The sequence below is a fragment of the Maribacter sedimenticola genome (assembly GCF_900188415.1).
Lineage (GTDB): Bacteria > Bacteroidota > Bacteroidia > Flavobacteriales > Flavobacteriaceae > Maribacter > Maribacter sedimenticola.
The window spans coordinates 57573-81758 of record NZ_FZNV01000004.1 but is presented as its reverse complement, the minus strand read 5'-3'; the positions used below and the strand labels follow the sequence as shown (position 1 = coordinate 81758).

General features: G+C 37.7%; 15 protein-coding genes. 3 read left to right on the top strand and 12 right to left on the bottom strand.

Features of this window, described 5'->3' with window-relative positions:
* Nucleotides 1-29 precede the first annotated feature (29 nt).
* On the top strand, nucleotides 30-650 hold the full coding sequence (locus tag CHB68_RS12925; protein ID WP_089261335.1) for an L-threonylcarbamoyladenylate synthase: 621 nt from the start codon (nucleotides 30-32) through the stop codon (nucleotides 648-650).
* 74 nt (nucleotides 651-724) lie between these two features.
* Here the strand turns inward: CHB68_RS12925 and CHB68_RS12920 are convergent, their stop codons facing one another.
* The 3 genes from CHB68_RS12920 to CHB68_RS12910 all read right to left on the bottom strand — a co-directional run bounded on the left by CHB68_RS12920 (nucleotide 725) and on the right by CHB68_RS12910 (nucleotide 3138).
* The gene (locus CHB68_RS12920) at nucleotides 725-1579 is read right to left on the bottom strand and encodes an OmpA/MotB family protein (protein WP_089261334.1); all 855 of its coding nucleotides are present in this window, start codon (nucleotides 1577-1579) and stop codon (nucleotides 725-727) included.
* Between the two features lie 98 nt (nucleotides 1580-1677).
* Nucleotides 1678-2679, bottom strand: a complete 1002-nt coding sequence (locus CHB68_RS12915) for a glycosyltransferase family 2 protein (protein WP_089261333.1) — start codon at nucleotides 2677-2679, stop codon at nucleotides 1678-1680.
* A gap of 12 nt (nucleotides 2680-2691) precedes the next feature.
* Complete coding sequence (locus CHB68_RS12910) at nucleotides 2692-3138, bottom strand: type I restriction enzyme HsdR N-terminal domain-containing protein (protein ID WP_089261332.1); 447 nt, start codon at nucleotides 3136-3138, stop codon at nucleotides 2692-2694.
* Between the two features lie 26 nt (nucleotides 3139-3164).
* Here CHB68_RS12910 and holA point away from each other — a divergent pair, with 26 nt between their 5' ends.
* Nucleotides 3165-4166: a DNA polymerase III subunit delta gene (gene holA, locus CHB68_RS12905; protein WP_089261331.1), complete on the top strand. Its 1002-nt coding sequence runs from the start codon at nucleotides 3165-3167 to the stop codon at nucleotides 4164-4166.
* Between the two features lie 2 nt (nucleotides 4167-4168).
* On the opposite strand, the gene CHB68_RS12900 is transcribed toward holA, so the two are convergent.
* Together CHB68_RS12900 and CHB68_RS12895 are read right to left on the bottom strand one after the other, a co-directional pair.
* Nucleotides 4169-4546, bottom strand: a complete 378-nt coding sequence (locus tag CHB68_RS12900; RefSeq protein WP_089261330.1) for a DoxX family protein — start codon at nucleotides 4544-4546, stop codon at nucleotides 4169-4171.
* A 5-nt stretch (nucleotides 4547-4551) separates the two neighbouring features.
* A complete protein-coding gene (locus tag CHB68_RS12895) occupies nucleotides 4552-6837 on the bottom strand; it encodes an aminotransferase class III-fold pyridoxal phosphate-dependent enzyme (protein ID WP_089261329.1) in 2286 nt (761 codons plus the stop codon).
* A 120-nt stretch (nucleotides 6838-6957) separates the two neighbouring features.
* On the opposite strand from CHB68_RS12895, the gene CHB68_RS12890 reads away from it, so the two are divergent.
* Nucleotides 6958-9738 (top strand): M16 family metallopeptidase, encoded by a 2781-nt coding sequence (locus CHB68_RS12890; RefSeq protein WP_089261328.1) that lies wholly within the window; start codon nucleotides 6958-6960, stop codon nucleotides 9736-9738.
* Between the two features lie 68 nt (nucleotides 9739-9806).
* Here CHB68_RS12890 and CHB68_RS12885 read toward each other — a convergent pair whose 3' ends face one another.
* The 7 genes from CHB68_RS12885 to CHB68_RS12855 form a co-directional block, all read right to left on the bottom strand.
* Entirely contained in the window at nucleotides 9807-12218 is a 2412-nt protein-coding gene (locus tag CHB68_RS12885) for an alpha-ketoacid dehydrogenase subunit alpha/beta (RefSeq protein WP_089261327.1), read from the bottom strand.
* 157 nt (nucleotides 12219-12375) lie between these two features.
* Entirely contained in the window at nucleotides 12376-15180 is a 2805-nt protein-coding gene (locus CHB68_RS12880; protein WP_089261326.1) for a gluzincin family metallopeptidase, read from the bottom strand.
* A 53-nt stretch (nucleotides 15181-15233) separates the two neighbouring features.
* Nucleotides 15234-15920 carry an LOG family protein gene (locus CHB68_RS12875; protein ID WP_089261325.1) on the bottom strand — a complete coding sequence of 229 codons (687 nt, stop codon included), beginning with the start codon at nucleotides 15918-15920 and terminating at the stop codon, nucleotides 15234-15236.
* 38 nt (nucleotides 15921-15958) lie between these two features.
* Nucleotides 15959-18790: an excinuclease ABC subunit UvrA gene (gene uvrA / locus CHB68_RS12870; RefSeq protein WP_089261324.1), complete on the bottom strand. Its 2832-nt coding sequence runs from the start codon at nucleotides 18788-18790 to the stop codon at nucleotides 15959-15961.
* Between the two features lie 162 nt (nucleotides 18791-18952).
* Nucleotides 18953-20080 (bottom strand): PepSY-associated TM helix domain-containing protein, encoded by a 1128-nt coding sequence (locus CHB68_RS12865; RefSeq protein WP_089261323.1) that lies wholly within the window; start codon nucleotides 20078-20080, stop codon nucleotides 18953-18955.
* Between the two features lie 61 nt (nucleotides 20081-20141).
* Nucleotides 20142-22565: a TonB-dependent receptor gene (locus CHB68_RS12860; protein ID WP_089261322.1), complete on the bottom strand. Its 2424-nt coding sequence runs from the start codon at nucleotides 22563-22565 to the stop codon at nucleotides 20142-20144.
* Nucleotides 22566-22802: 237 nt separating this feature from the next.
* Nucleotides 22803-24185 carry an exonuclease domain-containing protein gene (locus CHB68_RS12855; RefSeq protein WP_089261321.1) on the bottom strand — a complete coding sequence of 461 codons (1383 nt, stop codon included), beginning with the start codon at nucleotides 24183-24185 and terminating at the stop codon, nucleotides 22803-22805.
* Between the last annotated feature and the right edge of the window lies 1 nt (nucleotide 24186).

Genomic DNA, 24186 nt, shown 5'->3' with positions numbered 1-24186 from the left:
GTACATAACTATCTATAATTTAAAAGGTAATGGCTGAGTTTATAAAAATTTACGAGGAAAACCCTAACCCTAAAGAGATTAAAAGGGTAGTGGAAGTATTACGCAAAGGGGGCTTGGTCATTTATCCTACCGATACCGTTTATGGCCTTGGATGTGATATTACCAATACCCGCGCTTTGGAAAAAATTGCACGGATTAAAGGTATAAAATTAGCAAAAGCCAATTGGTCGTTTATCTGTACCGATTTAAGCAACCTGTCTGATTATGTACGTCAAATAGACACTGCAACCTTCAAAATACTAAAAAGGGCATTACCTGGGCCTTATACCTTTATTTTGCCGGGTAACAATAATTTGCCCAAAGAATTCAAGAAAAAGAAAACAGTAGGTATCCGTGTGCCCGATAATACCATTATAAAAACTTTGGTAGAGGCTTTGGGTAATCCTATAGTATCCACTTCTATTCGTGATGACGATGATGTATTGGAATATACTACCGATCCAGAATTGATTTTTGAAAAGTGGGATAATTTAGTGGATATCGTCATAGATGGTGGCTATGGTGGCAACATAGGTTCTACCATTATAGACCTGTCTACAGGAGAGCCGGAAATCATAAGGGAAGGGAAGGGTAGCTTGGATATCCTTTAATTGAATTATTGAAGATTATGCGCATAAAAAAAGCGGTCCAATTGGACCGCTTTTCCTATATTCTAAAATTAGAATTATTTATTGATTGCAGGATCTTTCATTCCTTCTTCGATCATGCTGTAGAATTGATCAATTTTTGGAAGAACAACAATACGCGTTCTTCTGTTCTTAGATTTTTCCGTAGCTGAAACAGGAACATACTCTGACCTACCTGCTGCTGTCATACGCTTAGGATCAACGTTGAAATCATTTTGTAAGATACGCACAACTGCAGTAGCACGCTTAACACTTAAATCCCAGTTGTCCAATAAAGAACCGTTACCTCTGTAAGGAACATTATCTGTATGACCTTCAACCATAAATTCAAAATCAGGTTTGTTGTTTACCACTTTGGCAACTTTACCTAAAACTTCCTTAGCTCTGCTAGTTACATTATAACTACCACTGCTAAACAATAATTTATCTGATATAGATACGAATACAACACCTTTTTCAACGCTGATTTCAATATCATCGTCATCCATATTGCCCAATACACCTTTTAAGCTCTGTACCAAAGAAAGGTTTACAGAGTCCCTACGGGTAATTGCATCGTTTAATTTACGAATGGTCAAATCTTTTTCCTGTAAACTTTCCAAAGATTTTTCCAAGTTCTCGGCACCCTTGGTAGTCAAGGTTGTCAAGTTCCCCATATTATTGATCAAATCTTGATTGTTCGCCTTTAAAAATGCATTTTGATCTTCTAATGTTTGAAGTCTTGAAGAAGCTGTAGCTTTTTCTTCCAAACAGTCATTTAATTTTACGGTTGCAGAATTCAATAAATCTTGAGTGTTCTTATGTTTTGCTTCAAGATCTGCATATTTCTTCTGTGAAACACATGAAGATAATAAAAGCGTTACTCCAAGACATCCTAAAAATATTTTCTTCATAATTTTAATCTATATTAATATTTAGTTATTTACTTAATTTTCGCATCTAAGCGAGTCCAAAATTATATAATTACCAACTCACTTATAAAGCTGCATAGTTAATCTTTTACTAAAATGTTAAAATTTCTAATGTTATGTACGAAATATGACCATACTATAGATGTCGTAAGGTAATATTTTCTTATAAATTTTGTTTTTTCACGCTTAGTATACATTTTTTTGAATTGCCTATAAAAGCTTAAATGCGCCCTAAAGATGGCCAGAAAATGTTTAAAACGAAATTGAAAGATAAAACGTAATGCTGCAATGCCATCTAAGAGCAATCTTAAAAAAATAATGATGAATGCTTTTCCTAAGGGTAGGTTTTTGGTAATGGAAAACAATGAATTTCTAAAATTTAAGTATGTTTTTTTAGGGTTCATATTGCTTAAGGTGGATCCACCCAGATGAAACACCTTAGAGGTACCTATGTAAAAAACTTTATACCCATGATTTTTGGCGCGCCAACAAAAATCAACTTCTTCTTGGTGGGCAAAATAATCTGGATCAAAACCATTTAGCTCATTAAATACTTTTCTTCTTACGAACATGCATGCGCCGGTGGCCCAAAATATTTCCTTAATATCATCATATTGACCATGATCACGTTCCAAGGTCTGAAATATACGTCCCCTGCAGAAAGGGTATCCCAACTGATCAATAAAACCGCCTGCGGCACCCGCATATTCAAAATAGTCCCTTTTTAGAAGATCAAGTATTTTGGGTTGAACAATCGCAATTTCCGGCCTTTCCAAAAAAGCTTTTTTTATAGGAGTGATCCAATAGGGCGTAACTTCTACATCAGAATTCAATAAACAAAAAATATCTGCATCCACTTGTGCCAGAGCATCATTATATCCTTTGGCGAACCCTCCGTTCTCTTTGTTTTGAATAATATGTACGGTAGGAAAATTTGCTTGTACATAGGCGACCGAATCGTCTGTAGATGCATTGTCCGCTACATAAATAACCGCATCCCCAGAATGTTCAACGACAGACGGCAAGTAACGCTCTAGCAGCACTTCCCCATTCCAGTTTAATATGACTATTGCAATTTTCAAAACGAAGGCAAATTAACGGCTAAAATCAGGAATCTCCCGCATAAATTCATATTTTTCCGCTTGGGCATCTGTTTGGCAGTAAAAATGGGATATGCCGTTCGTTACCATTAAGTAGCTAGCGTTTAATTGTATATTGTATTGTGCAATTTGGTCAAACGTATTTTGGGATATGCTCACTTCAGGAGCTTTGCACTCAACCAGTAAATGCAGTTCCCCGGTAGGGTTGAAAACAACGACGTCATATCTTTTGACCAAACCGTTCATCTTTATCTGTTTTTCTACGTTGATATGGCTTAACGGATAGTTTTTTTCCTGCATTAAAAATTGAACCACATGTTGCCTTACCCATTCTTCTGGTGTAAGCACCACAAATTTTTTACGTACATCGTCAAAGATCAAGGTTCTATTTTCGCTATTTTTGACCCTAAAGGTGTAGCTGGGAAAATTTAATGGCTGCATGGTACAAAGTTGATGAATTTTTCTGAATGGATGAAGCAATACAAATAGTCAATGCAATTAAGAAAGGGCAGATAAGTCCGATCTATTTTTTATTTGGGGAAGAGCCCTATTTTATAGATAAAATATCCGATTACATTGGTAATAAGGTCTTGGCGGAAGAGGAAAGGGATTTTAACCAAACCATACTCTATGGTAGGGATGTTTCTATTGATGATATCATTGGCAATGCCAAGCGTTATCCTATGATGGCAGAAAGACAAGTAGTTATCGTGAAAGAGGCACAGCACCTTTCCAGGACCATAGAGCAATTATGTAATTATGCGGAAAACCCACAGCAGACTACGGTATTGGTAATTTGCTATAAATACAAAAAGCTTGACAAGCGTAAAAAATTATATAAGATTGTAAAAAAGTCCGGTGTCATTTTTGAAAGTAAAAAACTTTATGAGAATAAAGTGGCAGATTGGATCAGAAAGAATTTGTTAAGCAATGGTTTCACTATTACCCATAAGGCGGCAGTTCTTTTGGTGGAATACTTAGGAACCGATTTAAGCAAAATAAGTAAAGAGTTGGATAAGTTGAAATTGGCCCTACCGCCACAGACCGATATTTCTCCACAACATATAGAGGAACATATTGGTATAAGTAAGGATTATAACAATTTTGAATTAAAAAAAGCCATTGGTGAGCGCGATATTGTAAAAGCTGCCAAGATCATCACTTATTTTGCCCATAACCCAAAGGATAACCCATTTGTGTTGACGGTAACGTTATTGAATTCATTTTTTACCCAACTTTTACAATATCACGGTCTCAGCGACCATTCTCCCAAAAATGTAGCTTCAACCTTAGGAATCAATCCTTATTTTGTAAGTGAGATACAGACTGCGGCCAGAAATTACCCTATGAAAAAGGTAAGTGCCATTATTTCCAATTTACGTGAAATGGATTTAAAGGGTAAAGGTGTGGGCACCACTAATATGAACGACGCAGACCTGTTAAAGGAATTGCTCTATAAAATCGTTTAAATTTATTTTTTGTCAATACTGTATTTTCCAGGGCCAACCAATACAAGGGTAATAAAGGCCACAAGGTATAACAAGGCCTTTTCTTTTGTGCCAAAAGGATCTGCACCGTGAGCTATGAAAGCTGCAACGGCCATTGTAATAGCGGCAGGAATCGCGGATAAACGGGTTTTAAAACCAATAATAATAAGTAAAGGACAAATAAATTCTCCAATAACCGCCAAAAATAATGATGGGGCGGCACCTATACCTATGGGATCACCAAATTCAAAGTTTCCAGATATAAGTTTTTGAAATTTTGGTAGACCATGAGTCAACATCATTGCAGATACGGCTATTCTAAAAAAAGCCAGGCCTACATCTTTAAATAGGGGGTTTTTCATGCGTTTTAATTATATACCTTAAAAGTATCGATTTTTTTTTGATTTTCTAAAATAATACGTAATTCACTCAATAACAAATTTGCGTTTTCCTTAGTAAAATACAGGGGAGGCTTAATTTTCAATACATTGTCATACGGCCCGTCCGTACTTATAAGAATATGTTTTTCCCGTAGTTCATTTTTAATTTTTTTTGCCAAAACCGTATTCGGTAGGTTTTTGTGGTCCAAAAGCTCTACACCTAAAAATAGCCCTTCCCCACGTATGTCCGCCAGTTCAGGAAACTCGACTTTTAATTTTTTTAGGCCATTTTTAAGATATTGCCCTACTTTATGGGCATTTTCCGGCAAATCTTCATTATCCAAGACATGTAATACCGCCTCGCCAATAGCACATGACACCGGATTACCGCCAAATGAACTGAAAAACTCCATACCATTATCAAAACTTTGGGCAATTTCAGTTGTGGTCACTACGGCAGCCATGGGATGGCCGTTGCCAATAGGTTTTCCCAATACAACAATGTCCGGTATTACGTCATACATTTGATATCCCCAAAAATACTTGCCCAACCTTCCAAAACCTACCTGTACTTCATCACTTATGCAAACCCCTCCTTGTTGTCTAATGCCTTTATATACTTCCATCAAGTAATATTGGGGTAATGGTACCTGGCCTCCGCAACCTACAATTGGTTCAGCAATAAAAGCGGCAATTTGACCTTTATTTTCATTAATGATTTGTATGGCATCTGCTATATAATACGCTGCCGCTTTTTTATCATTTCCTAGTTTGACATTAAAGAGTTTGGGAAGCATTGTTTGTAAAACATTTTCCTGTCTACCGTTTCCTCCCTTATGATGATACTTATAGTGACTGATTTCAATAGCATTCTGTGTATTTCCATGATACCCGTGCTCCAATACCAATGTTTTATGCTTTTTGGTATGTGTTTTTGCAAGGCGTATGGCAAGATCAGATGCGGCACTTCCTGAATTGACCAAAAATACTTTGTTCAATTCTGGTGGAAATTTGTTCAATAGCTTGTCCGTATAGGACAATAGTTCGTCGTAGATATAGCGCGTATTGGTATTTAGTTTTCCCATGGCCAGTTGTCCGGCCCTAACCACATCTGGGTGACAATGACCTACTTGAATGATATTGTTGTACGCATCCAGAAACGTATTGCCATCTGTATCATACATATACTGAAATGCAGCGCCATACATTTGAATTGGTTTTGTGTAGCTCAAAGAAAGAGCATCGCTTAAATTGTTCTTTCGCCTTTCTAATTGAGTTTGTAAAGGTTTTGTTTTGTTTTTTTCAAAACCACATGCATTCCTAAAAACATTTTTCGCCAATAAAGGGTTTATGGTAATCCATTTGTGCAGCAACTTCCATGCAGCTTTTTCACTTATGGTAATGTATGCAGAATCAGGTTTTTGTTTTTTTGTATGAGCGGAATTTAGAACGCTAGTGCATAATCTAGCCGCAATTAAATAATATATTATATCAATTTCTCTTTCCTCTAAGGGTAAAATTTTATGATATGCTTTTATTACCGTTGAGGCAACTTGCAATGGATGTTCTTTGTTCATTAATATATAGGTAAGACCTATGACCAGCTCATTGATCAGCCATGAATGGCACATGTCCCCAAAATCTATAATACCGGAGATATGGTCGTTATTTACCAATATATTCCAATCGTTTGCATCGTTATGTATGCAGCTTTGTCTTAACTCATATTGTAAAGGCATAACATGTTCCTTATACTGCACACAATAATAATATACCAAACTTCTATGTCTGGCTATTGTAATTTCTTCTAAGTATTTCCAATTCTTTTGAAAATGCTTAAGGTCCCATTGCGTTACTTTCGCTTTTATTTGTGGATGTTCATAGGTTGCTAAGCAATTGTCAAGTTTGGCCAACATGGTGCCAAATGAATTATATAGTTCCTTAGTGTGGTGAGACTCGGCCAAGAAATTTCCGTCCAAATAAGTGAGTAGTCTATAAATCCATTTATCGGTCCAACAAAATAAACTGCCAGTTAGGGTGGGTACAGGTTTGGAACTCTTTATTCCTTGTTCATTCAATAATGATAAAACTTCATTTTCCACATTAATTGAATGTACGTTCTGAGATTGGTTTTCGTATACCTTTAATACATACACATGGCCACTGGCAATAATCTTAAAATTTATACTGTCATATCCTTCTAAAGGTATAATAGAAGGTTCTTTAATTTCATATTCATGTCGTAATACAGATCTTATCTCTTTAGTGTTCATTCAAAAGTAGATTAGGTTTTTTGAAGTATGCTCTTGATAATTAGAAATTTAATGAAAGATATTCATAGTCCTATCCAAACATAATCTATTATATTTACGATAATCAAAAAAACATTCATCATGAAAAAATTTATTTTATGTATTTCCCTTGTGGTTTTTATAGCAGGTAAGAACGTTGCACAGGATTTTCAGTTCACAACAGACCAAATCGACCTAAAATATGAACGCTTTGTTTTGCCCAATGGATTGACGCTTTTGGTGCATGAAGACCATAAGGCACCTATTGCTGCGGTTAATGTCTGGTATCATGTAGGGTCCAAAAATGAAAAACTGGGCAAGAGTGGCTTTGCTCATTTATTTGAACACCTCATGTTCAATGGTAGTGAAAATTTCAACGATGACTATTTTCAAGCATTGGAACGTATTGGTGGTACGGACTTGAACGGTACTACAAATTCTGATCGCACAAACTATTTTCAAAATGTACCTACATCGGCACTTGATCAAGTGCTGTTTTTGGAATCTGATCGTATGGGGCATTTGTTAGGGGCTATTGACCAAGCAAAACTGGACGAACAACGTGGGGTCGTCCAAAATGAAAAGCGGCAAGGAGAGAACCAGCCTTATGGCAAACAGTGGGAATTGCTGACCAAAGCGCTATATCCTAAAGGTCATCCTTATTCGTGGACCGTTATTGGAGAAATGGAGGATTTGAACGCAGCTTCCTTAGAAGATGTACAGGAATGGTTTAAGGCTTATTATGGTGCCGCCAATGCGGTTATTGCAATTGCAGGGGATGTGGAGCCACAAGAGGTCTATAAGAAAGTGTTGAGTTATTTTGGGGATATACCCGCCGGACCAACGATTATGAGGCAAGAGGTCAATATTCCCGTAAAATCTACCGATTCGTATCAAGTCTATGAAGACAGGGTGCCAGAAGCACGTATATTACTTACTTGGAACACACCTGAATTTGGGAATAAAGAGGATATCCATTTTGATTTGATTTCGGCCATTTTGACCAGCGGTAAAAATTCCAGACTTTTTAAACGTTTGGTATATGACGAACAATTAGCAAGTTCTGTTGTGTCTTTTCAATCCTCTAGTGAAATTGCCAGTAATTTTGTAACCTGGGCCAATGTAAAACCTGGGGGCGATGAAAAGCGGGTTCAGGAAATCATGGAAGAGGAATTGGCCAGACTCATTGCTGAAGGTCCTACGGAAAAGGAATTGAAGAGGGTAAAAGCATCCTATTTTGCAAATTTTATCAAAGGGCTTGAGCGGATTGGTGGTTTTGGTGGCGTGTCAGATATTCTTGCCTCCAACCAGACCTACTTCGGTGACGCAGGATACTATAAAACGGTCTTGAAATATGTGGAAGAGGCCACAACGGCAGATGTACAGGCAACCGCTAAAAAATGGTTGACCAAAGGTAAACATGTATTATTGTGCAAGCCATTTCCAGAATATACGGTTACTGAAAGTACGGTGGATCGTAGTAAATTGCCAGAGGTAGGCGAAGCAAAAAGTTCGGTATTTCCAGAATTGCAAAGAGATAAATTGTCTAATGGATTAAACATTGTATTGGCAAAAAGGACCGGTGTTCCTACCGTAGTCATGAACCTTATGTTCGATGCCGGTTATAAGACCGATTATCTGTCCAGTCCGGGTACAGCGGAATTGGCCATGAATCTATTGGATGAGGGAACAAAGGAATTGAATTCATTGGAAATTAATGAACGCCTACAATTGTTGGGCGCAAGTTTATATAGTTATTCAAGTCAGGATAATTCCAATGTCTATTTAAATACGTTGAAACCAAGTCTTAACGCCAGTATAGATTTATTTGCGGATGTAATTTTGAACCCTGCCTTTCCGGAAAAGGAATTTGAAAGACTTAAAGAGGAACAAATCAACACAATAAACCAAGAAAAATCGCAACCAATTTCCATGGCATTAAGGGTAATGAACAAATATTTATATGGTGAAGGTCATCCGTACAGTAATCCATATACGGGAACGGGTTATGTGGAAACGGTTAATAAGTTGACCAAGAGTGATATAGAGTCATTTTATACTACCTGGATCAGGCCTAACAACGCAACATTGGTAGTTACGGGAGATGTGGAGATGAAAGATTTAAAATCTAAGTTGGAAAAAGCATTGGGTAAATGGAAAAAGGCAGATGTGCCCACCATAAACTTTGCTACACCAAAGGTAAATTCTAAGAACACCTTATATCTCATGGATAGACCAGAATCAGAACAGTCCGTAATCCTGGCCGGGCATTTGACCGAAAAATATGGGGATGTATCACAAATTGCACTGGAACAAATGGTGAGTATTCTTGGGGGCGATTTTACATCTAGAATAAACATGAACCTTAGGGAAGATAAACATTGGGCTTATGGAGCAAGTGGATTTGTAATGGGCGCTAAGGCAGAAAGACCGTTCATTATGTACGCACCCGTGCAAACGGACAAGTCTGCAGAATCGGTTACTGAACTTAGAAAGGAAATATCAGAATTTATTTCAACCAGGCCGGTAACCCAGGAGGAACTGGACAAAGTAAAGACCAATCAAATTTTAAGTTTACCAGGGCAATGGGAAACCAACAGTGCGGTAAACCAATCTATTGTCAATATTGTAAAGTATGATTTAGCGGACGATTATTATCAAACCTATGACAGTAATGTTCGTAACCTTTCCTTGGCAGAAGTAAGGGATGTTAGCAAAAAAGTTGTACACCCTGAAAAAGTAAATTGGTTCATGGTAGGGGATAGGGCAAAAATAGCCGAAAATTTAGATGCCCTTGGTTTTGATGCTATTATTGAAATTGATGCGGATGGTAACCCAAAAATGCCTGCGGTAAAAACGACCAAAACCGATATTAAAAATTGATTTTAGTAATTTTTAAAAAGAGCGCCCATCAAGTATTGATGGGCGCTCTTTTTATTTTAAAGGAATACTTATCTCAATTTAGGAAAACCCTTGGGATTTGCCTCGTGCATAATAGCATATACCTTTTCAAATATATCTTCCCTATTTGGTTTTGAAAAATAATCACCATCGGTACCGTATGCGGGTCTGTGGGCCATGGCGCTCAGCGTTTGGGGTGCACTGTCCAAATAATTAAAAGCCCCTTGCTTTTCTATAATCTCATTCATTAGATACGCAGAACAGCCACCCGGTACATCTTCATCTACAACCAATATCCTGTTCGTTTTTTTGATACTTTTAAGTACATCTTTTTCAATATCAAAAGGTAGTAAGGACTGCGCGTCAATGATTTCCACATCAATACCAACTTCAAGAAGCTCTTTTGCCGCTTTTTCAACAATTCTTAAGGTTGATCCATAGGAGACAATAGTAACATCATTACCTTCCCTAATGGTCTCTACTTTACCAATAGGTGTACAGAATTCTCCAAGATTACTCGGTTTAGGTTCCTTTAGTCGATATCCGTTTAAACTTTCAATTACCAAAGCAGGTTCATCGCTTTTAAGTAGTGTATTGTAAAACCCTGCCGCTTGGGTCATATTCCTTGGTGCCAAAATATAAATTCCCCTCAGCAAGTGGATCAATCCTCCCATTTCGGAACCAGAATGCCAAATACCTTCAAGTCTATGCCCTCTGGTCCTAATGATCAACGGAGCTTTTTGCTTACCGGCGGTACGGTAAAGCAATGACGCCAAATCATCTGTTAACGTTGGGAGCGCGTAGAAGATATAGTCCAGATATTGAATTTCGGCAATGGGCCTTAGGCCTCTTAATGCCATACCTATACCTTGGCCAATTATAGTAGTTTCTCGTATTCCTGTATCCGCTACCCTAATTTTGCCATATTTCTCCTGCATGCCTTCCAATCCTTGGTTGACATCACCAATGGCACCGGTATCTTCACCAAAAATTAAAGTATTTGGGTATTTTTCAAACAATTTATCAAAATTGTCCCTTAAAATGACACGGCCATCAACCTGTTCGTTTTCATTTTTATAGGTAGGCGGTATGGCTTTTATATTTGAAGCCTTGTTTTCATTTTCATTATAAAGATGTGCGCTGTAAACGTGTTGGGCATCATTTAGGAACTTTGTAGTCCATGTATTCAACGCATTTTTTTCAGCAGTTTGTTCGCCTAATAGATACCGTAATGACTTACGGGCGGCAATGGCCAAATCTTTTTTGATAGGTTCCTCTACGGCTATCAGGTCATTCTTAATTTTATTTAAAAAATTCTTGTTCGCACTTTTTGAGGCCGCTTGGTCAATTAAGTGAATCAAACTTTTTTTAGCATTGAGTAGACCTTGTAGATACTCGCTCCATGCTTCTTTTTTTGCTTCCCTGACCGTTCGTTTTATTCTTTTTTCTATAGTCTCCAGCTCCTCTACGGTTGCTATGCCAGACTCCAATATCCATTCCTTAAAACGTTTGTTACAGTCATTGTCCCGCTCCCATTCCAATCTGGCGTTATCCTTGTATCGTTCATGGGAACCAGAGGTGGAGTGACCTTGTGGTTGCGTAAGTTCCTTTACATGGATTAATACGGGTACATGTTCTTGACGTGCAATATCCGCAGCATTTTCATAGGCATGCATTAATGCGGTATAATCCCAACCATTGACCTTGAATATCTCAAATCCCTTATCGGTATCTGTGCGTTGAAAACCTGAAAGGACTTTTGAAATATCCTCTTTGGTGGTGTGGTATTTGGCCGGTACGGATATGCCATATTCGTCGTCCCATATGCTAATGACCATAGGTACTTGTAGCACCCCGGCCGCATTAATGGTTTCAAAGAACATACCTTCACTAGTACTGGCATTGCCAATAGTACCCCAAGCTATTTCATTTCCGTTGTTGGAAAATTTGGCACTATCCAATCCATCTAAATTTCTATATACCTTAGATGCCTGTGCCAATCCTAATAATCTGGGCATTTGTCCTGCCGTACACGATATGTCTGCACTACTATTCTTTTGTTTGGTAAGGTCTTTCCAGCTGCCATCTGCATTAAGACTATGGGTGAGATAATGACCGCCCATTTGTCTACCGGCGCTCATTGGTTCTTTTTCTATATCCGTTGTAGCATAAAGCGCATGGAAAAAGTGCTTTGGGTTCAATAGGCCCAAAGCCATCATAAATGTTTGGTCCCTGTAGTATCCACTTCTGAAATCCCCATTTTTGAAGGATCTGGCCATGGCCAATTGGGGCAGTTCCTTACCATCACCGAAAATTCCGAATTTGGCTTTGCCGGTAAGCACTTCCTTTCTGCCCAAAAGACTACAGGTCCTACTTAAAAAAGCAATTTCATAATCACTTATGATCTGCTCCTTAAAGTCGTCAAAAGAAATATCATTGCTTGTTTTTGATGAAACGTCCATGTGTGTTACCGATTTTTACAAAACTACCAATTCATGTAGATTATAGCAACGTCGTTGCTAGTTAATTTATTCCATATTTGTCAACAAAAAAGGTGGAAATCTGTATAATTTTTAATTTAATAACAAAAAAGAAGGTTCTGAATTAAAATTTGATAGTTTAAAACCATTTTCTTGTAAATAACCCAGTTAGGGTTTTGGGACTAACGGTAATAATGAACCGTATCTTTTCTCCGTAATTGGGCTGGGAGACTTCCCAACCGTTGTTGGAATATAAAGGAAGGTACAGTTCAAAATAATCCGTAACCAGGTTTAAACGTACACCGGAATCATACACAAACTTTTCACTAAACCCATTATTTTTTACCAAGCCTGCATCCCCATACAACTCAATCCATTTCCAAAGGTTAAAGCTTCCGTTCACCGTGGCCATCCAATTATTTGAAAACCGATATTCCTTATCCAAAAAGGATTTGAATCCGCCTTCGGCAATAATAATCTGTTGGCTATAAATACCTGAATCTTCAGACCTTCCTAAATAGCCGTAGTCAAACAAATAATCCGTAGGTCTATCCAGGGCAAAACTAAAAAAATCTGTCTGTGTCCTATTACTCAGAAATTTACCTGCAAAGAACCTAAGGTTGAGCTGTCTATTGTTCTCAAATAATTTACGATACTCGTATTCAAAGGAAAGTTTGCTAAAGTTTCCTGCCAATTGAAAATCCACGAACCAGGAATTATAATCCAAAATACCATTGTTCCTGTTTATATATCGCGCATTGAAGACACTATAATCCGGATTGTCCGGGTCATTGGCCAAATTTTGTAATGAAGGGTCAAAATCCCTTAAGATATTGACATACCTAAAAGATAAAAATTCCCTTTTATTACTAATTAAATCCGCAGGCCTAAAACCTAAACTAAAAGAGGGTGTTATGGAGGTATATCTGGAATTTACATTAAAATGCGATGTTGATGCGCCAATGGCGTAGTTGGCCACATAGAGACCACTCTTGCTCAAGTATTTTCTATAACTGAATTTGCCATATCCTACAAAGGCTTTTTCCTTAAACGAGTAGGAGGGGGAAAAATCATAGACAAATGGTCTTTCCAACAAGGTTTTGTTGTAAAGGCGCATGCCGGGTACCCAACCGTCATACACGTTGAAATTTAAGACCGGAACATAAAAAACCTGATTAAAATACGGGTTTTCAGCATCCTTAAAAAAAGTAAATTTCAATTTTTTGTTACTTGAAAGGAAACCTTTTAAGGATTTCCAGTTATCCCTTTGGTTAAATTCCGGTATTTTTTGATCATAGTTAAGAACCAATTTATCCTCTTGATTGTTGGCTATGGTAAACGTTTTTTCCAACGCAATATCACTGAACCAATATTCAGATATTACAGAATCGTTCTTTAAGCCAAATACTGATATAGGAACATTGGTACCTTCCTTGTTTTTGATCGTCACCAAAAGGGAATCTTCAGTTTTTTTGACTTTCTTTATTTTGAAATCTATCTTCCTATCCGTAGATACATAATCCTTAAAAAACCAATTGATATCCTGTGTGGTGGAACGTTTTAAAATAGATTCAAAATCAAGGACCTTAACCGTATTTAATTTATAATACTTATAAAAGGTCTTAATGCTCTCATCTACCTTTTCCTTTCCTATATAGTCTGCCAAATAGGCCAATCCCAGTCCTGCCTTATATTTATTCGCAATTTTTTGGTTGAACTTGATCAAAGAGTCGTTTGGTGTCTGTAAAGCTTGATCTAAATTCTTGCGTGCAGTTAAGTTATATAAAAAGGCATATTGATCATTAAAATCCATTTTGGCCAACTCAAAACTTCTAACACCCCAAATTCTGGATAATTTACCCAACAGTTTTTGATCAGGGTAGTATTGCTCCACATAGGCAATCATTAGATAATTTGCTATGGCACTGTTCAACCATTGCTCCTTTCTTGGATTTAAGAACATGGTTTCCTTTAATATACTGTTCAGGGCAGTTTTAAGGAACTTCATTTCAAACTGAAATTGCTCTTCATATGGTCTTATGAACGATGGAAGCTGGTTTAGACCATACAAAGGGTCCTTATTATAATCCAGCTCACTAACCAAAACCTTTTCGTGCGGATATTCCCCAAGGTTGTTGTAGATAAAATCCGCTACTTTATTGATAGACAAACCTTGACCAATTGGGCTATATCTTGGAGCCTTGATATTGGTCAAAAATGTCATGTACGGCGTGGTATGGGTGATAAACTCATCATTGGTCTTCAATATAATTTCACCGCCTCTCTGCAAGTTTCCCCGTAGTTGGGCAAATTGTCCATTGGGAAAGGAAGAAGATGAGGTAACGTTAAAATTTGAAGCCAAGTAAAGACTATCGGGAAATTTAAAATCAATTACCGTATTGGTGACATTGGTATGGAGGTCCTCAAGATTTTTATTGGAGTATAAAGCCCATTTGCCATCATATACCGCAGGGGTCAAATACCAATCCTTTAAATAATATCCACCTTTAGGGTCATAACCATAAGGTGTAAATTTATTGGGAGGTAATTTAACTTTATAGGTTATAAAAATTTTGGTCGTTTCCTTAGGCGGTAACATTTTGTTCAGGGTAACTTTCAAGATATCCTTACCTTCGGTACGGCCCCATTGTAACCCATTATAGGCATCATCTACAACGCTGACTATAGTAGTAATTCCTCTTTCGTCAGCTTTGGCTAGATGTAGGGATTTTTTGAATTCCTGAGCAAATCTTTTAGCAAGCCCCGTATTTTTATCCGAATAGGCATTGGCCCAATCGTTAAAATAGAGTACTCCCAAATTATAATTGGAATTGTTATAATAGGTAAATTCTTGTTTGATTTCCAGTTCTTTGGTATACTCGTTCAAGTTTACCGTTAGACTTGTCTCATATTGTGCATGACCCTTTATGCCCATAATAAGCATAAGGACAACAACGATATAAAAAAAAGATTTGAATTTAGAGGCCAAGGCTAGGATTAAAAATTAGGACTCATAGAATGACCTTTATAGAAAGAATCGATAATTTCTACAACTTCATCTTCAGTATCAACAATTTTTATCAAGTTTAAATCCTCTGGACTAATATTACCTACCTTCAGCATGGTGTTCTTTACCCAATCCATTAAACCTGTCCAAAAATCGCTCCCTACCAAAATAATTGGAAATTTGCCAATCTTATGGGTCTGTATTAAGGTTATTGCCTCAAAGAGTTCATCTAACGTACCAAAGCCGCCTGGCATAACCACAAAACCTTGTGAATATTTCACGAACATTACTTTTCTAACGAAGAAATAATCAAAGTCAAGACTTTTATCGCCATCTATATACGGATTGTCATGCTGTTCAAATGGTAAATCTATATTTAGACCTACAGAGGTGCCACCCGCAAGGCTGGCGCCTTTGTTACCAGCCTCCATAATTCCTGGGCCACCGCCTGTTATAACTCCATAACCTGCTTCTGCTATTGATTTTGCAATAGATACCGCCAATTCATAATATGGGTCTTCTTCCTTGGTTCTTGCCGATCCAAATATAGATACACAAGGCCCAATTTTACTCATGCGTTCAAAACCGTTGACAAATTCGCCCATAATCTTAAAAATGGCCCAAGAGTCATTTGTCTTAATTTCATTCCAGCCTTTGTGATGTTTCTCTGATCTCATATATATTTATGTATTCTTACCTTTTATTTAAATTGAACTTATGCCAATTCTCTTTTTAAGAACGTAGCTGTATAGCTTTTCTTATTCTTTGCCACTTCTTCTGGAGTTCCTTTTGCAACCAATTGCCCACCGGAACGCCCTCCTTCATACCCAATATCAATAATGTAATCTACCATTTTAATTACATCCATATTGTGTTCTATGACCAATACGGTATTTCCTTTATCGGCTAACTTGTTCAGCACATCCATTAATACACGTATGTCCTCAAAATGTAGGCCTGTGGTGGGCTCGTCCAATATATAAAAGGTGTTTCCCGTATCTCGCTTAGATAGTTCGGTTGCCAATTTTATACGTTGGGCCTCACCTCCCGACAAGGTGGTAGACTGTTGTCCCAAAGATATGTAACCTAGTCCAACATCTTGTATGGTCTTCAACTTACGATATATTTTAGGAATAGGTTTAAAAAAATCTACCGCTTCATTGATCGTCATTTCCAGTACATCGCTTATAGATTTACCTTTATACCTAATTTCCAAAGTTTCCCTGTTAAAACGTTTGCCGTTACACGTTTCACACTCTACGTAAACATCAGGTAAAAAATTCATTTCTATTACCCGAAGTCCACCTCCTTGACAGGTTTCACAACGACCACCTTTAACATTAAAACTAAACCTGCCGGGTTTATATCCCCTTATGGAGGCTTCTGTGGTTTTTGCAAATAAGGACCTTATTTCACTAAAAACTCCCGTGTATGTTGCCGGGTTTGATCTTGGTGTCCTGCCGATCGGCGATTGGTTAATATCTATTACCTTGTCTATATGCTCCAGTCCGGTAATTTTCTTGTAAGGCATTGGTTTTTTTACGCCATTAAAATAATGGGCGTTCATTATCGGGTAAAGCGTCTCGTTGATCAAAGTAGATTTACCACTTCCGGAAACACCGGTTACGCCTATCATTTTTCCTAATGGAAACTTGACCGTAATATTTTTTAAATTGTTGCCCGTGCAGCCGGACAGTACTATTTCATTGCCATTTCCTGGCCTTCTTTTTTTAGGGACCTTTATTTCCTTGACACCGGTCATATAATCCGCAGTCAATGTATGTACATGTTTAAGCTGCTCTGGTGTACCTTGTGAAATAATCTCTCCACCATTTTTACCGGCCTTTGGACCAATGTCTATCACATGGTCCGCCCGTTCTATCATATCTCGGTCATGTTCCACCACGATTACTGAGTTTCCAATATCCCTTAGAGACTCCAAGGATTTAATCAAACGTTCATTGTCCCTTTGGTGCAGACCAATACTTGGTTCATCCAATATATAAAGCACACCTACTAATTGGGAACCAATCTGGGTAGCCAACCTAATGCGTTGTGCCTCACCACCGGAAAGCGATTTGGAACTACGGTTCAAGGATAAATAATCCAACCCTACATCCAATAAAAACTGTATTCGCGTATTGATTTCCTTAATAATTTCCTCTGCTATCTTCTGTTGGTTGCCCTCTAGTTTTTGGTTCAACCCTAAAAAGAATGCCGATAACTCCACTATATCCAAATTGGCCAACTCCGCTATGTTCTTACCTTCCAATTTAAAATAAAGCGACTCCTTTTTAAGTCTAAAACCATTGCAGGACGGACAGGTTATTTTATCCATATAATCCTTGGCCCAGCGTTTAATGGAAGTTGATGCTGCTTCTTCAAATTGATTTTTTATGAAGTTGGATATTCCTTCATAATCAATTTTGTATGTTCTTTTAACCCCCAAGGTTTTGGAATCTACCTCAAAACTTTCCTTGCCTCCGTTCAAAAGGACATCAATCGCCTCGTTTGGTATGTCCGCAATTGCATCGGTCAGTTCAAAGTTGTACCGTTGGGCAATAGTTTCTATCTGTTTGAAGGCCCATGATTTTTTAAATTCTCCTAGTGGAGCAATTCCTCCCGCCTTTATGGATAATTTCTTGTTGGGAAAAATCTTCTTTTCATTGACCTCATATACATGTCCAAGACCACTGCAGTAGGGACACATGCCTTTTGGGGAATTGAAGGAAAAAGTATTTGGTTCTGGTGTAGGGTAGGAGATGCCGGTGGTTGGGCACATTAAGTCCCTGCTAAAATACCTTGGAACCTCTGTACCTTCTTCCAAGACCATTAATACATTGTTACCACTGTACATTGCGGTATTGATGGTTTCGGAAAGACGTTTATGAAAGTCTTCACTTTCAACGACCTTTAAGCGGTCAATTACTATTTCAATATCATGTGTTTTGTAACGGTCAACCTTCATGCCTTTGACCAGGTCCTTGATTTCCCCGTCTACCCTTACTTTTACAAAGCCCTGTTTGGCAATTTGCTCAAATAGTTCCCTATAGTGTCCTTTTCTGGATTTAATTATAGGTGCCAAAATATTGATTTTCTTATCGGCATAGGATGCAATAATTAGATTCTTGATCTGCTCATCACTATAACTTACCATTTTTTCGCCCGTATTATAACTATGCGCATCTGCGGCACGTGCAAAAAGTAAGCGTAAGAAATCATAAACTTCCGTAATAGTACCTACGGTTGATCTTGGAGATTTGGAAGTGGTTTTTTGTTCAATGGCGATAACCGGCGATAAACCGTCTATCTTATCTACATCCGGTCGTTCAAGACCTCCTAAAAATTGTCTGGCATAAGCCGAGAACGTTTCTATGTACCGTCGTTGTCCTTCGGCATAAATGGTATCAAAAGCTAGGGAAGATTTTCCACTGCCAGATAGCCCCGTTATGACTACAAGCTTATTTCTGGGTATGGTAACATCTATATTTTTAAGGTTGTGCACACGTGCGCCCTTGACCTCTATATTTTCTTCGTATTCAATCATGTATTCATAGCAAAGTTGCAAAAGTACGATTTTGAGTGCGAATTAAATACCCCTATAAGACTCTTTGAATGACCTTATTGCAAAGATAAATGTGTTAATAAACTTACATCTTACCATTGTTTGGATTTTTTATGGAACAATGAAGTGATTTGATGTAAACCATTATGTATTTGTTGACCTTTTTTTATAATGCCTGCCATACCATAAGAATGCACCCGTTACGGGTAATGTTGCCGTTAACAGGCTTATCAAAAATGCGATTGTTTTTCCTGCAAGTCCGCCTATGGCACCTATATGTATATCATAGTTCATCCTAAGTAATTTGTCCGCGGCCTTGGCGTTTTCATATTTTCCATACAGGCTTGGAGTTTCAATTTCTTCCAATGTGTGCTGGTCAAAAAATCTATAGTCGGCATTATAATACAAACCGTCACTATTAGAAATTTCAACATAAATACTTTCATTTTCCGTAGCAGGATAGTGCAGTTCTATACTTTTGGCATCTGGGGATTCTTGCCTTAATTTGGTAACCAGTGCATCCATTGGCAATATGTTGCCCAATTCTTGGCCGTTACTTTTATTGGCAGGAATAATGAACTCCACATCTTTTTGTCCGCCAATTGACTTATATACTGCATAATGAAACCATGTATAGGACATTATGGTACCTGTAAATGCAAGTAGTAGGGCCAGTGAACATATATAAAACCCAATAACGGTATGTAAGTCAAAGTTCTTACGTTTCCATCGGGTGGTTTGTTTCCAATCGAACGTTAATCGCTGTTTTAGGTTTTTTCGTTTTTTGGGAAGCCACAGGAATATTCCGGAGATGATTATTACCATAAAGACCAGTATAGAAATACCTACTACTTGAGCGCCTATTTTTTTAGGTAACCAAAGGTGCATATGGCCATCAAGGATAAAGGCAAAAAAACCGGAAAAATGGTCAACAACCTTTATAACTTTTCCTGTATACGGATCAAGGAATACACTTTGATAAAATTCTGGTTCAAGATCATAAAAAATAACCTCTATGGCATCATCCGCTTGTTGGTACAAGGTACCGTGTACATGATGTCCAGGCAATACTTTCATGGCTATATCCCTAGCTTTGCTTGGGGTAAGCATAGGAAGCTCTTGGGGCATTACTTTTTTGTAACCATCATAAAAACTTTCTATCTCTTCCCTAAATGACCAACAGCAACCGGTTATGGCCACAATAAAAACCACAACGCCCGTGACCAGACCCAAAATTTTGTGTAGTTGCAATATGAATTTTCTAATTGTCATTTCCTTTAGAAATTAAAGGGCAACTTTATATAAAAGTTGCCCTTGGTTAAATTCATTTCGTTTAGAAGGTATAGGTAAGGTTGGCCAGTAATGCTCTAGGTGTCTGTGGAGAAATAGTTGTCCATCCTTTATAATATTCCTTATTAAATGCGTTGTTCAATTTTACCCCCAGCCTGTAGTTGTTGGCTTGATAGAAGATGGATGCATTGGCAATGGTGTAGCTGGGCAAAATGAATTCACCGGTAGATGCATAATTAATTGCAAAACGCTCACTTGATCCATTTAAACCAAAACCTAGGCCAAAACCATCAAATTGGCCTGATTGGAATTCATAATTGGCCCAAAGGTTGTATAAAGTTTCCGGGCCTGCCTCCAAGGGTCTTCTGTTTAAAATTTCAGTATTGTCAGAGACCGTGGTCTCACTATCGTTATTGCTATATCCGGCCCTTATGTTCAATCCCTTTAGGGGATTTGCGTTCAATTCAATTTCTATGCCTTTGCTCACCACTTCTCCGCCTTGAATTTTATTGAAAGGAGAAGCTGGGTCGGTTATTACGCGGTCCTTCACCGTTATATCATAATAACTTACCGTTGCATTTAATCTGCCATTGAACATATTGGTCTTTACGCCGAACTCCAATTGATTGGCCTGCTCCGGGTCAAAGGTCTTTAGTGTCTGCTGTCCATCATTGGGGTCGCCAACCAATACGGGGGCAACATTGGTAAATCCATTTTGATAGTTGCCAAAAACAGTCAAACGATCCTTTATAGGTTGGTATAATAGACCAAATTTTGGGGAGATTGTGGTTTGAGTATAATCATCCTCTTCGTTAGAGAGGTTACCTTCGTTGTCAAAATGGTCTAATCGTAAACCGATCATTGCGGATAGATTGTCGGTTAAATTCAGAACATCTGAAGCATAAAGGCTATAGATATGAAACTTGGACTTAATGTTATTTACCCCTTGTGCAGCCAATACGGCATCTACGCCAGATGTTGAAAGGGGGTATGCATCTGTCTCTACCTCAGGCGTGAATGGATTATCACCATTAAAACCGCCATTTGGCATAACGTTGCCATAAAACCCATAACCCGTACTATTATCCGTTTGGGTCTGGTTAAAATAATCCACACCTATGACCATTCTATTACGAAGAGAGGCTATCTTAAAATCGCCAATAAAATTCTGTTGAATGTCAGTAGTCTGTGTATTGGCGTTTTGCTTGTTCAAGTAACGGGAAAAGGTATTTCCTTCTAAAATGCCGTAATCATAAAGATAGGTATAATACCCTGTGGTAGAAGTAGAGCTATTGGACAGTAAACTTTGGGATTGCCATGTGTCTGAAAGTTTATAATCCATTTCAACCCTATAATTCTGGGTGGGATTTTCCAAACTTAAGTCATTACTGGTAAACGATAGCTTATTGTTATACCCAAGTTCTTCAAGATTTGTGGCTACGGACGGTGCCGCCCTGTTCAAGAATAAAAAGGTAGGGTTGGTCTGTTCGGCCTGTGTTATTTCACCATAAAACGAGAATGAAAGCTTATTGTTCACCTTATAGGAAAGTGATGGGGCCACAAAAAAGGATTTTCTAAAACCTGCATCCTGAAAGCTTTGTTCCGTAGTATATGCCGTATTGATTCTAAAGTAGATGTCGTCCTTCTTGCTCAGAGCAGTGTTAAAATCACCAATAATTTGATTAAGACCATACGTTCCGGAAGTAAAGGTAAGTTCACCACCGGTACCTACATAAGGTTTTTTGGTAACTACATTGATCAAGCCTCCATAAGAACTAACAGCATTCCCGAACAATGTTGCAGATGGACCTTTTAAAACTTCTATCCGTTCTATATTGGCCGGATTTATGGTACCATTCGTTAGACCTGGCAGGCCATTAACCAGTTGGGGCTGTACGGAAAATCCCCTTAGGGAATAATATCCTGCACCGTCACCTCCACGACCCGTGGACGACCATAGACTTTCTACCCCAGTTGCGTTATTAAGGGCATCGTCAAAATTTACGACCAATTGGGATTTTAAAAGTTCTGTCGTTACTGTGCTATATACCTGTGTGTTTTCTATATCCTTTAGAGGTAACTTGGATACGTATGCAGTCTTTTTTCGAGAAAATTTATTTAGTCGTTCTCCTTCAACGATTACTTCGTTCAAAATTTCATTTCCTTCATAGAGGATAATGTTGCCCAAGTCTATGTGTTGATTACTGTTGGAGTCTAGCTTTATTTCTTTGCTTTTAAAACCTAAATATGAAAATTGCAGGGTGATTTTTTCGTTGGATGTAGGTTGAATGCTAAAATTTCCGTTTTCATCCGTTTGCGTACCCAAAGTGCTATTTTGTACCAGAACATTGACACCAAATAAGGGTGTTTGATTGATATCCGTAATGGTTCCAGTAATTTTTGATGATTGTCCATATGCACTATGCGTTATGAATATAATACCGAGTAATATGTATAGTTTGCTCATTGATTTTATTTAGACTAATTATAAATAATAATTTTGGCAAATATATTAGGACGGAATTGTTTTGCCAAATTATTTATATTAAATCTAAATAAGCAAATACTTAATTGTAATGTAGTATATTTTGATTCACTGTCTATATGCTAGTAATAGTTTGGATATCAGTGAAATATAGATTTATATAATTGGTGTCAAAAGGAATTTTTTCTATTGTAGTTAGGTGAATATAGCTTCATACGCCTAATTTAAATATGTAATTTTATGGGGATTTTTCTTTTTATAGGCCATAACAATTTTAGCGGTATGGTACGTATGGCGCTTGGGCATCAATAACCCTTCTAAGTCTTGGATGGATGCAATTGCCATGGAAGGGTCCAAAAAACCAAAGCCTTGATACACTCCATGGAGTACAAGTACAAAACTACGTTCTGATCGCGTTCTACCTTTTTCAAAAATCGCATAATTGTCATTTTCCCTATTTAAAAAGTCCAAAGCCTGGGATACTCTGGCATTATATACGGAGGGTTCCTCCAGTCCTTTACAGATTCCTTTGCAAGCATTATAACTTATGGGCGAGCATTTGCCCAATTTACTTGTTAAACCTGTTGCGGTAGGGCATAGGTTAAATTTTTCAGTAAGCTCAATTAATCGGTTAATGGCATCCCCACGTTTTAAAAAGATTTCCGTGGGTGTATGTTGATAAGGGCGCCGTTCTATCTTTAAACGTAAGACCCCCTTTTTGTCTTTTTGGGGTACAATATGATAGGTTATATATGCTTTCTTCTGAATGTAATTGTGCTCAGGATCCAATTTTTGAATTAAATCTGCCTCTCTTAACAAGGCCAGTAATTCACTGCCGGTAAGTTCAAAATCTATACTTTGTGTGGCCGTACATAATTGCAATTCTTTTTCCGAAGAATTATAAAAATGGCTTTGCACACGTTTTTTTATATTTTTGGCCTTCCCTACATAAATTACTTCCCCATGTATATCTTGAAATTTATATACGCCAGGTAAAGGGGGTAAATGTTCTACATACTTATATGCGGTAGACTTGGGAACAAATACTTCTTTTTTGTTTTTTTGATATAAGAATGTATCGATATAATTATCGTCTTCATCTAACCGTAACAGCCTTTGGAACAAAGTGGTTACCGCATCATTTTCTTCATGAATATCAAATCTGTCAAAAAAGGGAATGTTGAGTACATTACAGAGGTATGGCAACTCATAATTCACCATATGGGGCAGTAGTTTTTTTGAAAGTCGCTGCGTACAAATTTGTGGCATTTTAAATAGATGACCCAAAAATTTAAATTCTGATTGTAGCGCAAAATGTAGAAAAGAGACGTTATGTCCTACTAGGATACAATCTTCCAATTCTAACAGAATGGTTTCCGATACTTCCCTAAAAGTAGGGGCCTTTAACAATATTTCATCAGTAAGGCCGGTTCTTTGTTCTATATAAAAAGGGATTCTTTGCTCTGGGTTAATATAGGAGGAAAATGTTTTTGTACCATGTTCCCCGTTTACCTTTTGTATTTCTAGTTGTACTATTCGTAGCGGGTTAGGCTTTTTCCCAAAGACGGTCATGGAAATGACGGCAAAATTTTTATCTGGCATT